The sequence below is a fragment of the Tamlana flava genome, from assembly GCF_041287255.1.
GTDB lineage: Bacteria > Bacteroidota > Bacteroidia > Flavobacteriales > Flavobacteriaceae > Tamlana > Tamlana flava.
This window is the reverse complement of the sequence record NZ_JBGGTX010000001.1, coordinates 534,273-548,025: the sequence shown is the minus strand read 5'-3', so window position 1 is coordinate 548,025 and position 13,753 is coordinate 534,273. Positions and strand designations below refer to the sequence as shown.

Genomic DNA, 13,753 nt, shown 5'->3' with positions numbered 1-13,753 from the left:
CGCTAATGGAGTGATGTGGCAATCTTTAGAATTTAAGTTAAATACAAATAGATTGCCATGTTGCCGAAAGCTTCCCGTCAGCCAACGGGCACGCTCGTAACGACGTGGTTCATTAAAAACAATCAATGATTTGGTTGGCAATTCGCAGGGCCTCAGTTCCGTCATGTAACGTTACCTCTGGAGCTCTGTCATTATTTATGGCGTCCGCAAAAGATTCCAATTCATCCAAAATGGAATTATTGTCTGGTACTGGTGGATTATCAAAGTAAATCTGTTTTTTAACACCTTCGGCATTTTGCAAAATCATATCAAAGTCACCGGGATTTTCAGGTGCATCCTTCATTTTTACCACTTCACATTTTTTAGTGAGGAAGTCAACCGAGATGTAAGCGTCCTTTTGAAAAAACCTTGCTTTACGCATTTTTTTTAGGGAAATCCTGCTCGCTGTTAAATTGGCAACGCAACCATTTTCAAATTCCAATCTAGCGTTGGCAATATCTGGGGTGTCACTAATAACGGCTACACCACTGGCCGAAATGCTTTTTACTTTAGATTTTACAATGCTTAAAATAATATCAATATCATGAATCATTAAATCCAAAACAACGGGTACATCGGTACCTCTCGGATTAAACTCTGCCAACCTATGGGTTTCAATAAACATAGGTGATTTGATTTCATTTTTTACCGCTAAATAGGCAGGGTTAAAACGCTCAACATGACCCACTTGTCCACGTAAATTGTTTTCAGCAAGTAATAGCCGAATATGTTCGGCTTCTTCAACAGTATTGGTAATAGGTTTTTCAATAAAAATGTGTTTGCCTTTAGCAATGGACTGTTTTGCGCAATTATAGTGTGAAAGCGTTGGAGTCACAATGTCCACCATATCTACGGCATCAATGAGTTCGTCAACGGAATTGAAAAATTTATAACCAAATTCAGCTTCAACCTTTTTACCGTTAGTTTCATCTGCATCATAAAATCCAACAAGGTTATATTTTTCGGATTGCTTGAGAAGCCTCAAATGAATTTTTCCTAAGTGACCAGCACCAAGTACACCTGCTTTTAGCATAATTTTTTACGTTTTCAACAAAAATAAGATAATTAAAAGTTGAAGTTAAGGAATTCATTCAAATTTTTGGGGTTATCAATGCGAAAAATAAATTCTGAATAAATTAGTTTCAGGCTTTAAAATGTTTACCTAATTTTAACCGATTAAACGCAACCAAAATTGAAGGACACTTTCAAACATAAGGGATTAAGGCAGCAGCTTGTTAAGGAATTAAAGCACAAAGGAATAACTGATGAAGCCGTTTTAAATGCCATAGGTAATGTACCAAGGCACTTGTTTATGGACTCTGGTTTTTTGCATTATGCTTATGTTGATAAAGCATTTCCTATAGCCGCCGATCAAACCATTTCACAACCTTATACAGTAGCTTTTCAAACGGAATTGTTGCAAATTAAGAAAGGTGATAAAATTTTGGAAATCGGCACTGGTAGTGGCTACCAAACAGCCATTTTGTGCGAATTGGGAGCGAAGGTTTACAGTATTGAACGTCAAAACGAACTTTTTAAAAAAACCAGTAAGTTTTTACCAAAATTGGGCTATCGTGCTAAAAAACTGGTTTTTGGTGATGGCTATGCAGGTCTGCGGGAAGAAGCACCTTTTGATGGTATAATTGTTACAGCGGGAGCACCTTTTGTCCCGAAAGCTTTGCTTGGTCAATTAAAAATAGGTGGACGATTGGTTATTCCAGTGGGTAAAAATGTACAAGAAATGACTCTTTACACCAGAAAAGGAGAAAAGGAGTTTGACAAAGAAGAGTTTGGCGAGTTTAGATTTGTGCCTTTGTTGGAGGATAAGAATTAGCTAATCCCAAACAAATTTCCAAGTATTGTCTGCTTGTCTTTTCCAAACGGTATGAAAAATGCCCTCGTTGTTTTTTTTGTTCCCTAGAGAATCTTGATATTCAAAAATATACTTACCGTAGGTGTAGCCCAAATCGCCAGAGGCTGAAACATCAACAAAATCTGGTTTCCAGGACAAACCTTTTGAGGTGCTGTTTTGCATAAAAGTTTTAATGTTATCCTTTCCTTTTATAATTTTATTGTTTCTGAGCATAACGGCATCATCTGCAACAAACTTTAGAAAAGCGATATTCATGCCTTTTTCTTGGGCTAAATTTGAGAATTCAAGTTCGGTTTTTACGATTTCATCTTTCCAAACCTCGGTCATGTTGTTGTCTACTTCATTTTTACATGAATAGCAAGCAAATATGAATATGATAAATATTCTAAAATGTTTATTCATTTTAAGGCAGATAGTTTAAAGGTATTTGGTTTTCAGGTGTTTCCTGTGTCCAGTAAATATTGATTATCCACCAACGCGTTCCATCATTTAAAAGTTGGATGCTATTGATGCCTCGCATAAACGGTTTTTCGTCCGATTCAGAATAAAACGATTCATAAGTGCTATAAACTTGGGCTATGTTGCCAAAAATATCAACATCACGATGGATTTCTTTCTCAAAAAAACCATGCTCCACCAACCACTTTCCAGAACTTTTTATATAATCTTTGGGGGACAGGTAGCGCACTTGGTAAACATCGTCTTCATCTTTATACGAAGGAATTAACTTGGCATCTTCCTTAAAAAGATATTTGAACTGTTTCCAGTTTCTTTCTTCCCCTCTTTCGCCTGAAATCACATTGTACAATGTGTTTAATGTAGTGTCCAGGGATAAAACCAAAGTGCTATCAATTTCAAATTCTTTTGTTTCCTTTTCTGGAATTGCTTTAGTGTCAGTTTGAGCGTAAAAGCTGTATGAAATAAGGAAAACGAGTAAAGTGGCGAATATTTTTTGCATTTTTTGTAGATTATTTAAAGGACAAAATAAATAATTGATAATGGATCTAGCGTTAAGAAACACTTAAATTATTTATAGATTTTTTTAATCCTGTCTAGATTTCGTTTGTTGTCGCGGTCTTTTATGGTTTCACGCTTATCATAAAGTTTTTTACCTTTTGCCAAAGCAATTTCCATCTTGGCGTAACCTTTTTCGTTAATAAACAACCTTAACGGAACAATGGTTAGGCCTGTATTTTGAACTTCCTTGTTCAATTTGTTAAGCTCTCTTTTGTTTAAAAGTAATTTGCGTTCGGCCTTTGGTCTGTGGTTATAATGCGTGCCATATTTGTATTCCTCAATGGTCATATTTATAACAAATAACTCGCCACGCTCATTGAACTCACAAAAACTTTCGGCTATAGAAGCTTTACTGTCTCTTATGGACTTTATTTCGGTTCCAGTTAAAACAATTCCAGCAGTGTATTTGTCCAATATTTCATATTGAAAACGTGCTTTTTTGTTTTGTATGTTTATGTTTTTCTGCATGAAGCACAAAACTACATAATTTCACAGGAGAAATTTATAGCGTGCTTTATTAATTTTTCATGGTAAAGCCCATTTTAATGGTTACTTGCCACATATCAACTTTGCCTTCTTTTATATTGCCACGGGTGTCGATAACTTCAAACCATCTTAGGTTTTGAATCGATTTAGATGCTTTTTTAATGGCATTTTCAATGGCATCATCGCTGGATTTTGCTGAAGTGCCTACAATTTCAATTTTTTTATAAATATGCTCATCCATAATAATTTGATTTTGGTTAAAGTGAGACATTAAGGTACGAAAAAAATAGGAAGTCGATGCAATTAGTTGTTTATCAACATTTTTACAACCAGTCTAAAATAATCGATTACATTTTGATAAACATATTATCAATAACAAAGAGATTACCTTGATTTTTTCTGATTTGAGAAATTTGTTATTCTTTTTTATGAAAATCACTAAATCATTTTATAAACGAGCCTTTTTTATTGCGATACAATAAAACATTCGTATTTTTGAATCTGTCTTAAACTAAAGAAATTCAACAAAAAAATATGAACTCATACGATGTAGCCGTGATAGGCTCTGGTCCTGGAGGATATGTTGCGGCCATACGCTGCGCACAATTGGGCATGAAAACTGCCTTAATAGAAAAATATGCAACACTTGGAGGCACTTGCTTAAATGTGGGATGTATACCTAGTAAGGCGCTTTTAGATTCGTCGCATCATTACGAAGATGCTGTGAAACATTTTGAGGAGCATGGCATTGAAATTCCTGGCGATGTAAAGGTGAATTTGGAAAAAATGATTGCGCGTAAGCAAGCTGTTGTAGATCAAACCACTGGTGGCATCGATTTTTTAATGAAGAAAAATAATATCGATGTTTATAACGGCATAGGCAGTTTTAAGGACGCTACACATATTACCGTTTCTGGTGAAAAAGCTACTGAAATTGAAGCGAAAAACACCATTATAGCAACAGGTAGTAAGCCGTCAAGTTTGCCGTTTATCAAAATTGATAAAGAACGAATCATTACTTCTACAGAAGCATTGAAGCTGAAAGAAATTCCAAGGCATTTAATTGTTATTGGTGGCGGTGTTATAGGTTTGGAGCTTGGTCAAGTTTATAAACGTTTGGGGGCAGAAGTTACTGTGGTTGAGTATATGGATCGTATCATCCCAACTATGGATTCGGGTTTGTCAAAAGAGTTGAATAAAGTTTTGAAGAAAGCAAAATTCACTATCAATACGTCGCATAAAGTAAAATCTGTTGAGCGCAAAGGGGATGAGGTTATTGTAAAAGCAGATAACAAAAAAGGTGAGGAAATAGAACTTATAGGTGATTATTGTTTAGTGTCTGTTGGTCGTCGTCCATATACCGATGGTTTAAACGCTGAGGCTGCTGGGGTAAAACTAAATGATAGAGGACAGATTGAAGTCAATGACCATTTACAAACTAGTGCATCAAATATTTATGCTATTGGTGATGTGGTAAAAGGAGCCATGTTGGCTCATAAAGCTGAGGAAGAAGGCGTTTTTGTTGCCGAAACTTTAGCAGGACAAAAACCACATATCGACTATAATTTAATTCCGGGTGTTGTTTATACTTGGCCTGAGGTTGCTTCGGTTGGAAAAACAGAGGAGCAGTTAAAGGAAGCTGGTGTTGATTTCAAAATAGGTTCCTTCCCTATGCGTGCTTTGGGTAGAAGTAGAGCGAGTATGGATTTAGATGGATTTGTGAAAATTTTGGCTGATAAGAAAACCGATGAAATTTTAGGCGTACACATGATAGGTGCCCGTGCTGCCGATATGATTGCCGAGGCCGTTGTAGCCATGGAGTACCGTGCATCTGCAGAGGATGTCTCCCGCATGTCGCATGCACATCCTACATTTACTGAAGCTATTAAAGAAGCTGCATTGGCGGCTACTGACAATAGGGCTTTGCACATCTAAGAAATAATATAAGTTTAATGGTTGGGCGAATCCTTTCGGGTTCGTTTTTTTTGTTTTCGAGAATTGAGTATATTCAATTTCGAAAAGTTTTATTTTAAATTAAAATTATTGTCCATTTTTAAGTAACTAGTGAGTGCCAAGAAAAAGATATTCTAGAGAGTCGAGTAAGTGTGTAGGATTAACTTTAAGTTAGGGTTAAAATTTGGTTGGTTATTTTTCTGTATGCCGAAAAACTCTCTACATGTTATCCATCCCTTTTCATTAATTTGAAAGGGATTTTTTTGTTTTAGAATATCCATTCGAACTAAAACCTTAAATTAGCAAGGAATTTACCAACTAAAAACTAAACTCCTCGTGAAAAAGTTCATTTTCATTTTTCTGCTTCCATTTTTATTCGTCTCTTGTTTTAAACAAACACAAACAGTTTCAGCCGAAATACTAAGCGAGTCTTCTCCAAGTAGCGCTGGTATGTCCGATGAACGATTGTCCAGAATTGATTCTATGCTGACAGATGCAATTCGTAAAAATAAAATTCCTGGTGCAGTGGCATTAATTTCAAGACATGGAAAAATAGTTTATCACAAAGCCTTTGGTCTTGCTGATAATGAGTCTAAAAAATTATTACGAAAAGACGCCATTTTTCGGATTGCCTCACAAACTAAGGCTATTACATCCACTGCGGTTATGATGCTATGGGAAGAAGGCAAGTTTGATTTGGACGACCCAATTTCCAAGTTCATTCCTGACTTTGCGAATCCGCAGGTTTTGGAATCCTTTAATGAGGGCGATTCGTCATTTACTGCTAAATCTGCAACAAAGCAAATTACAATTAGAAATCTGCTAACGCATACCTCCGGTATTGGTTACGGACAAATTGATGGCGATTCTCGATTCAGAAAAATATATGCAAAAGCCGGAGTTACGGATTTGTTTACTACTGAAGACATCAGCATTGAAGAAAGTATCAAAAAATTGGCAAAATTGCCTTTGCATCATAATCCCGGAGAACAATTCACTTATAGTGAAGGGCTAGATGTCTTGGGTTATTTTATTGAAATAATTTCTGGAATGCCGCTTGATGAGTTTTTTAAAACTAGAATTTTTGAACCATTGGGGATGCACGACACCCAATTTTACCTATCAGAACCCCAATATAACCGTCTGGTTACTGTGCAAACCATTGAGTCTGGTAAATGGGAAAAATTTCCAGTAACCTTTTACGATACTGATTACCCGAAAACAGGTGCTAAGCGCTTTTTTTCGGGTGGTGCTGGACTAACTAGTACGGCTACCGATTATGCCATGTTCTTAAATATGTATTTGAATAAGGGGAAATTTAATGGCAATCGACTTTTAAGCCGAACCACAGTTGAAACCATTTTAACCGATCAAATTCCTTATATATCTGAAGATATAGAAGCCGTTCATGGCTTGGCCTTTGGCTTGGTAGACAAAAAAAGACATGATTTAGGCGGTAGCGGAAGTGAAGGTACTTTTGAATGGGGTGGTTACTTTAACACCCAATATTTTGCCGACCCAAAAGAGGATATGGTTGCTATTTTGTTAAAACAAACGCAGCGCACAAGAACTGATGATACTGCTGGAAAATTCAGAATATTGGTAAATCAGGCGATAGCTGATTGATGTGGAAAACCATTTTAAATTTATAATTTTCATGGCGAAATATATATTGGCATGTTTTTCACTGCAACTTCTTCATTTTAGAGCATCTTTTTTTGAAAAATTTTAAAATTTCACCTTTAATAAAGACAATTAGACAATACTTTTTGGGCAATTAAAAAATCGTCTAAAAATATCTTATTTTTATTCAGAATAGCTTTTGAAATTGTCTTTTAAGTTTAGTTATTCAACAATTAATTTTGAAAACTTAATTCTTGTAAAATATGTTTCAAAAAGGTGCTGAGGTAGAGCGGTTGGCGGTATCCGATACTTATAAATACTGGAAAAAATGGGGGCCATATTTGGCTGACAGACAATGGGGAACCGTACGTGAAGATTACAGTGAGCATGGTACGTCGTGGGAATTTATAGATCATGAAAAAGCTAGGAGTAATGCCTACAGATGGGGAGAGGAAGGGATTGCTGGTTTTTGCGATTCGCGCGAAATCATGTGTTTGGCACCCGCTTTTTGGAACGGAAAGGATGCTATTTTAAAGGAGCGATTGTTTGGGTTGACAAACAATCAAGGCAATCATGGTGAAGACGTGAAAGAACTTTATTTCCATCAGGTATCGTCGCCTACGCATTCGTATTGTAAATTCCTCTATAAGTATACTCAAAATGAATTTCCTTATGGCGATTTGGTTCATGGTAATCAAAGAGGTAGGCATGAACCCGAATATGAATTGCTCGATACTGGGTGTTTTAAGGATAATGCCTATTTCGACTGTTTTATTGAGTACGCTAAGGCCGATGTAAATGACATTCTCATGAAAATCACGGTGGTAAACCGTGGCAAGAAAAAAGCTAAAATACATGTGCTGCCTCATCTGTGGTTTCGCAATTTCTGGAAACACAATAAACGGCATACACGCCCAAACATGAAGTCCACTTCAAAAACAAGTGTCATGTCCAGAAGCACCCGAAATGGTAGATATTATTTATATCATGAAAAGGGCAAACAACTATTTTGTGAAAACGAAACAAACAACAAGCGCATTTATAATATCCCAAATGACACCAAATATGTAAAAGATGGGATAAACGACCGAGTTGTGAGTAAAAAAAAGCAAACGGTAAACCCAGAATTGAATGGCTCTAAATTTGCAGTTTGGCATAAAATGAAATTGAAGCCAGGGGAAGAAAAGACGATTAAAGTACGTCTAACCAAAACCAAACTTCAAGATCCTTGGGCTGGTTTTGATACTGTGTTCCAACAGCGCATGAAAGAATGCGAAGAGTTTTACAACGAAACAATTAACAAGGATACTCCGGAAGTCCACCGCGCTATTGCAAAGGATGCATTTGCAGGGTTGCTCTGGACAAAACAGTTTTATTATAACGATGTGTTTAAATGGCTTTTTGGAGGCCCGGGCGAAGCCAAACCAAATCGCTATAATATGCGAAACTATAATTGGCAACACCTTACCAATAGGCACATTATTTCCATGCCTGATAAATGGGAATACCCATGGTATGCTGCATGGGATTTGGCGTTTCATATGGCATCGTTTGTTGAGGTGGATCCGTATTTTGCTAAAGAGCAGCTACTACTTGTTTTAAAGGAAAACTATATGCACCCCAACGGACAAATTCCAGCTTATGAATGGAATTTTAGTGATGTAAATCCTCCCGTGCACTCATGGGCTGTTTGGCATGTTTACGATAAAGACAAAGAATATAGAGGCAAGGGAGATACCAAATTTTTAGAGACAGCTTTTCAAAAATTATTACTCAACTTTACTTGGTGGGTAAACCAAAAGGATAAAAGTGGTACTGATCTTTTTGAAGGGGGATTTTTAGGTTTGGACAACATTGGTGTTTTTGACCGCAACCATATGCCATCTGGTATCACGAGAATGCAGCAATCTGATGCCACTAGTTGGATGGCCATGTTTGCCTTGAATATGTTGCGCATGTCACTGGAACTTTCAAAAACCAACAAAATTTATGAAGAAGCGGCGGCCAAGTTCTTTAGGCATTTCTTAAACATTGCTTGGGCCATGCACCATATTGGGAAAAAAGATATTTCACTTTGGGATGACGAGGATAATTTTTATTACGATGTTGTTGAAATGTCAAGCGGTGCAACCAATCGCCTTAGAGTGCGATCATTAGTGGGTGTTATACCTATGTTCGCTGTTGAAATCATGCACAAAAACCTTTTTGAGGAGCTTAAGGAATTTAGAATAAGAGCAAACGAAATTATAAGAACACGACCCGATTTGGCGTCTTTAATTTCAAATTTGGATAACACCAATGAAGAGGGCAACTATTTGTTTTCAATTATGCGAGCCTTTAGATTGGAGCATCTGTTGATACGTCTGCTTGATGAAAATGAATTTCTTTCAGATTATGGCATTCGTTCATTGTCTAAATACCATGAAAAACATCCGTTTGTATTTCAGCACCATGGTCACCACCAAATTCAATATGAACCAGGCGAAAGCCGTTCAAACATGTTTGGCGGAAACTCGAACTGGCGTGGACCAATTTGGATGCCGTTAAACTATATGATTATTCAATCTCTGCGCAAGTATTATAAGTTTTATGGACCAACCTATCAATATGAATTCCCAACAGGTTCGGGAAAAAAACTAAACCTGAAACAAATTGCCAATGAGTTGACAAAACGACTTATAAAACTTTTTGAAGCTAATTCTGACGGGAAATTCCAGTATCATTCGGACGACCCTAACCACATGTTCACCAAAGAGGAACACTTTAAAAACCTTCATTTGTTCTATGAGTTTTTTGATGGCGACACAGGTAAAGGTTTAGGGGCATCCCACCAAACAGGTTGGACAGCTTTGATTGCCAATTTAATTATGGAAATGGACGAGGCTTAAGTAATAAAGAATTTAGGTTATTTAAACTTTCTTTTTGAAAACAGGCATTTATAATTCTTGTGTACCTGACTGGCTACATACGGTAGGCAGGTGTCCGTTTTTTAGGCTGTTTGTTTAATGGTATTCATGGCTTTAATGTAAATTCTGATTATTTGTTTTTTCCTTTATTAATACCTAACTTGGCCTATCTCCCCAAAGCGGTTTCAATATCATCTGATATAAAATATTTAAAACAACTACATATCTAGGCGTTTTAACGAGTAAAATAAGTTTGGAAATTTTAAAAACTTGTGCTAACTAAAACATAAAATAGAAGTATCATGAAAAACTACGTCATTTTATCAGTAATGTTAATTTCATCTTTACGTTTTGTCAATGCCCAGGACAAAATAGTTGTTACAAAAGCGGAAGACTTACCAAAACATTCTTATGTACTTGAAAACAAGGATGCTTTAGCCATTGTAAAAAATAAAGAAAACATCATGGATCTAGCGGCCATGATTAAAAATGACTTGTTGGCTGATTTGGGAAAATACGACATAAAGGAAAATGCCACTCTTAGAGGTTATTACGGTAAATTAAGGAATATAAGTATTCTTGAAGGTGATTATAATAAGGCCATTGAGTATATTAAGATTGAAAGAAAATTGGCTGATAAAGCATCCCAGAAAATCACATTAGGAATTTCAACAGAAGCATTTATCAATGCTGTGGTTCAATATAACACCATGGAACCTAATATAATTAATACTCATATAACCAAATCTTTGGAAGACAAGTTACATGCCGCAGATTTTGTAGTGATCCAGGAAGATATTGAGGCTGCAAAAGGGCGAATTGAGATTATGGGAGAAAATATTTTGTTGGGACTTATTAAAAGTCAAATTCAACCTGCACTCGATAATAATCAAGGAGAAGTACCTGGAAATTTGGTTAACGGGTTAATTAACATGTATTATACTCTAAACTATTTTATTCCCTATAAAGAAGCATTTCACCAAGCTTATAGAATGATACTTGAGGAGAATGAAGCCAAAGTAGAAAAACATAATATTTGGAAAGAGAGAGAAATTGAGATTAAGGAGAACCCAAAATATTCAAATGTTATAATAGGCATTTGGGATTCTGGTGTCGATACACCGATACTACCCAAAAAGAAACAATGGAAGAACGACAAGGAAAAATTTGATGGTAAAGATTCGGATGGAAATGGCTTTATTGACGATGTCTATGGAATTGCACACAATATGGAAGGGCTCAAAGACCCCAATTATCTTGAACCAATGGCTAATAACTTAAAGGATAAACTTACTTACCAGCAGTTCTTAAAAGGTTTTATGGATTTGAGATCTAACATTAATTCAAAGGAAGCTTCAAACCTAAAGAATTATTTAACTCAATTAAAATCAGAAGATGTCAAAGGGTTTATTGAAACCTTATCTCTATATAGTAATTATGCCCATGGAACACACGTGGCCGGAATAGCAGAAGCTGGAAATGAAATGGCTAAGATAATGTCGGCAAGGATTACATTTAACTATAAGAGCATTCCAAGCCCTCCCAATGAGGAAATTATTGCTAATAAGGTAAAATCCTTTGGCGAAATAGTGGGATACTTGAAAGATAAAAAAGTACGCGTTGTTAATATGAGTTGGCATAACAGTTACGAAGGCACTGTTTCAGTCTTGGAGCTCAACGGAATTGGTAAAGATGATCAGGAAAGAAAAGCACTTGCAAAAACCTATTTCACAACACTTTATAACTCCTTTAAAAAGGCATTGCAATCTGCAGAGGAAATATTATTTGTTTGTGCGGCCGGTAATTCAAACGATGATGTCGATTTTTCTGCTAATTATCCATCAAGCCTTAATTTACCAAATTTAATTACAGTAGGTGCCGTAGATATTGAAGGTAAAAAAACAAGTTTTACTACCGAAGGTAAAAGCGTGGATGTGTATGCAAACGGTTACGAGGTAGAAAGTTATGTCCCAGGTGGAGACCGAGTTGCCTTTTCTGGAACCTCAATGGCCTCGCCAAATGTAGCTAATTTGGCTGGCAAAATATTGGCGGTTAATCCTAAACTTAATCCCGAGCAAGTGATTGAAATAATTATTAATACCAGCACAAAATCAGAGGAGGACGAAAGAGTGCTTTTAATACATCCGAGAAATGCAATTGAACTAGCTTTAAATTAGAATGGATTTAAAAATTATATAACAAATAAAGGGTAGAGTATGGCAAATGCTATTTGAAAGGTGGGTAAAATAGCTATAATTTATGTGTTTTTTGATGGTGATATCAGTAAATATATAGTCACTTCCTATTGAATTGGATGGATGGCTTTAATCGTTAATTTGATATGGAAATGGTTAAAGAATAATTCAATTAAGGTTGGATTCCTGCGGAGGCATGAATCAAAATAGTGCAAAAATAATCGAGATAATGAATTTATAGCATTAAAATAATAGCAATGGCAAAACCCCTTCCAATTACTTACGTTTATTTCGCTTATTATAGTTTTTATCCCCTCTGGCTTTTGGCTTTTTGTATTTTTTGGCTATTTCCCTTCGGTAGGAACCGCCTAAATTCACCTTTTGGTTTTTTGCTTTCTTTTCATGAAAGGCCGGTCCAGGTTCGTCTTCGTCTTTTCGCTTGGTTGGGTTGTTGCGCTCTTTAATTTCAGGGCGCTCTTCTGGAATAAGCTCTGTTGAAATATCTACCATTTCTGGAAAATCAATTAGAGGAATTTCCATTTGCATCAACCCTTCAATATTTTGAAGGTGTTCTTGTTCTTTTTCAGTTGAAAATGTAATGGCAACACCTTTGCGTTCGGCGCGTCCGGTTCTGCCGATACGATGCATGTAGTTTTCAGGATATTCAGGTGTGTCAAAATTAATGACGTGGCTTACATTATCAATATCCAAACCGCGTGCCATGACATCGGTAGCCACCAAAATTCGGTTTTCACCCTTTTTAAATTGTTCGATACTTCTCAGTCTATAGTTTTGGGTTTTATTGGAATGGATAACACAAAGTTCCTCCTTAAAATATTCATCGAGCTTTTCAAATAAACGGTCCGCCATGCGCTTGAAAGCCACAAAAACTAGAACTTTATGAAACGTTTCGACATCGTTTAATAGATGCACCAATAAATTCACCTTAGTGTAGAAATTGGGAACATCGTATCTTGATTGCTCAATATTCTCCAAAGGCGTACCCGAAACCGCAATGGAAACACGCTCTGGATTAATGAAAAAATCATTAATCAGTAAATCCACATCATGGGTCATGGTTGCCGAAAACATAATGTTTTGTCGTTTCTGTGGGAGGATATCAAAAATATTGATGAGCTGGTGTCGGAATCCCAAATCGAGCATCACATCCACTTCGTCAATTACCAATTTTTGAATGGACTTTAATTGCAAAGCCCTACTAACTGCCAAATCATAAAGTCGGCCAGGAGTGGCAATAATAATGTCCAAACCTTGGGCAACGTCTTGTTTTTGGGTATTAATGTTGGTACCGCCGTAAACCCCTAAAACCCTATTGTTGATGTATTTTGAAAGTTTTTCAATTTCTTCAACTACTTGAATGACCAATTCACGTGTGGGCACCAAAACAAGTACGCGGGGGTTATCTTGCTTTGAAAATTTCAAATCCCTTAAAATGGGTAACATGTAGGCAAAGGTTTTGCCCGTACCTGTTTGCGCAATACCAACCACATCTTTTCCGGAGGCTACAACGTTAAAGGATTGCTCCTGTACAGGAGTTGGCGAGGTGAAGCCTAAATCGTCTAAGGCGTTATATAATGGGGTATTTAAATTGAGGTTTTGAAATGTCACGTGGTGCTATTTAGCTGGCAAAGTTACATTTA

11 protein-coding genes are annotated in these 13,753 nt (G+C 36.4%); 5 read left to right on the top strand and 6 right to left on the bottom strand.

Annotation, left to right across the window (positions count from 1 at the left end; genetic code table 11):
- Positions 1-112 precede the first annotated feature (112 nt).
- A complete protein-coding gene (locus ACB104_RS02250) occupies positions 113-1,072 on the bottom strand; it encodes a Gfo/Idh/MocA family protein (protein WP_370476653.1) in 960 nt (319 codons plus the stop codon).
- A gap of 159 nt (positions 1,073-1,231) precedes the next feature.
- On the opposite strand from ACB104_RS02250, the gene ACB104_RS02245 reads away from it, so the two are divergent.
- Entirely contained in the window at positions 1,232-1,873 is a 642-nt protein-coding gene (locus tag ACB104_RS02245) for a protein-L-isoaspartate(D-aspartate) O-methyltransferase (RefSeq protein WP_370476652.1), read from the top strand.
- Here ACB104_RS02245 and ACB104_RS02240 read toward each other — a convergent pair whose 3' ends face one another.
- The 4 genes from ACB104_RS02240 to ACB104_RS02225 form a co-directional block, all read right to left on the bottom strand.
- Positions 1,874-2,314 (bottom strand): YybH family protein, encoded by a 441-nt coding sequence (locus ACB104_RS02240; RefSeq protein WP_370476651.1) that lies wholly within the window; start codon positions 2,312-2,314, stop codon positions 1,874-1,876.
- A 1-nt stretch (position 2,315) separates the two neighbouring features.
- Positions 2,316-2,870, bottom strand: a complete 555-nt coding sequence (locus ACB104_RS02235; protein ID WP_370476650.1) for a hypothetical protein — start codon at positions 2,868-2,870, stop codon at positions 2,316-2,318.
- A 68-nt stretch (positions 2,871-2,938) separates the two neighbouring features.
- Complete coding sequence (gene smpB, locus ACB104_RS02230) at positions 2,939-3,397, bottom strand: SsrA-binding protein SmpB (protein WP_370476649.1); 459 nt, start codon at positions 3,395-3,397, stop codon at positions 2,939-2,941.
- A gap of 49 nt (positions 3,398-3,446) precedes the next feature.
- Positions 3,447-3,656, bottom strand: a complete 210-nt coding sequence (locus ACB104_RS02225) for a dodecin (RefSeq protein WP_370476648.1) — start codon at positions 3,654-3,656, stop codon at positions 3,447-3,449.
- A gap of 293 nt (positions 3,657-3,949) precedes the next feature.
- Between ACB104_RS02225 and lpdA the strand changes: the two genes are divergently transcribed.
- The 4 genes from lpdA to ACB104_RS02205 all read left to right on the top strand — a co-directional run bounded on the left by lpdA (position 3,950) and on the right by ACB104_RS02205 (position 12,074).
- On the top strand, positions 3,950-5,350 hold the full coding sequence (gene lpdA, locus ACB104_RS02220) for a dihydrolipoyl dehydrogenase (RefSeq protein WP_370476647.1): 1,401 nt from the start codon (positions 3,950-3,952) through the stop codon (positions 5,348-5,350).
- A gap of 354 nt (positions 5,351-5,704) precedes the next feature.
- The gene (locus tag ACB104_RS02215) at positions 5,705-6,994 is read left to right on the top strand and encodes a serine hydrolase domain-containing protein (RefSeq protein ID WP_370476646.1); all 1,290 of its coding nucleotides are present in this window, start codon (positions 5,705-5,707) and stop codon (positions 6,992-6,994) included.
- 260 nt (positions 6,995-7,254) lie between these two features.
- Positions 7,255-9,879, top strand: a complete 2,625-nt coding sequence (locus ACB104_RS02210) for an MGH1-like glycoside hydrolase domain-containing protein (RefSeq protein ID WP_370476645.1) — start codon at positions 7,255-7,257, stop codon at positions 9,877-9,879.
- 320 nt (positions 9,880-10,199) lie between these two features.
- Positions 10,200-12,074 (top strand): S8 family serine peptidase, encoded by a 1,875-nt coding sequence (locus ACB104_RS02205; RefSeq protein WP_370476644.1) that lies wholly within the window; start codon positions 10,200-10,202, stop codon positions 12,072-12,074.
- A 294-nt stretch (positions 12,075-12,368) separates the two neighbouring features.
- On the opposite strand, the gene ACB104_RS02200 is transcribed toward ACB104_RS02205, so the two are convergent.
- On the bottom strand, positions 12,369-13,721 hold the full coding sequence (locus ACB104_RS02200) for a DEAD/DEAH box helicase (RefSeq protein ID WP_370476643.1): 1,353 nt from the start codon (positions 13,719-13,721) through the stop codon (positions 12,369-12,371).
- Between the last annotated feature and the right edge of the window lie 32 nt (positions 13,722-13,753).

Excerpts from the sequence above, each read along its gene's own strand:
- ACB104_RS02225 (WP_370476648.1), bottom strand. The coding sequence starts at position 3,656 with ATGGATGAGCATATTTATAAAAAAATTGAAATTGTAGGCACTTCAGCA.
- lpdA (WP_370476647.1), top strand. The coding sequence starts at position 3,950 with ATGAACTCATACGATGTAGCCGTGATAGGCTCTGGTCCTGGAGGATAT.
- ACB104_RS02235 (WP_370476650.1), bottom strand. The coding sequence starts at position 2,870 with ATGCAAAAAATATTCGCCACTTTACTCGTTTTCCTTATTTCATACAGC.
- ACB104_RS02205 (WP_370476644.1), top strand. The coding sequence starts at position 10,200 with ATGAAAAACTACGTCATTTTATCAGTAATGTTAATTTCATCTTTACGT.
- ACB104_RS02240 (WP_370476651.1), bottom strand. The coding sequence starts at position 2,314 with ATGAATAAACATTTTAGAATATTTATCATATTCATATTTGCTTGCTAT.
- smpB (WP_370476649.1), bottom strand. The coding sequence starts at position 3,397 with ATGCAGAAAAACATAAACATACAAAACAAAAAAGCACGTTTTCAATAT.
- ACB104_RS02250 (WP_370476653.1), bottom strand. The coding sequence starts at position 1,072 with ATGCTAAAAGCAGGTGTACTTGGTGCTGGTCACTTAGGAAAAATTCAT.
- ACB104_RS02210 (WP_370476645.1), top strand. The coding sequence starts at position 7,255 with ATGTTTCAAAAAGGTGCTGAGGTAGAGCGGTTGGCGGTATCCGATACT.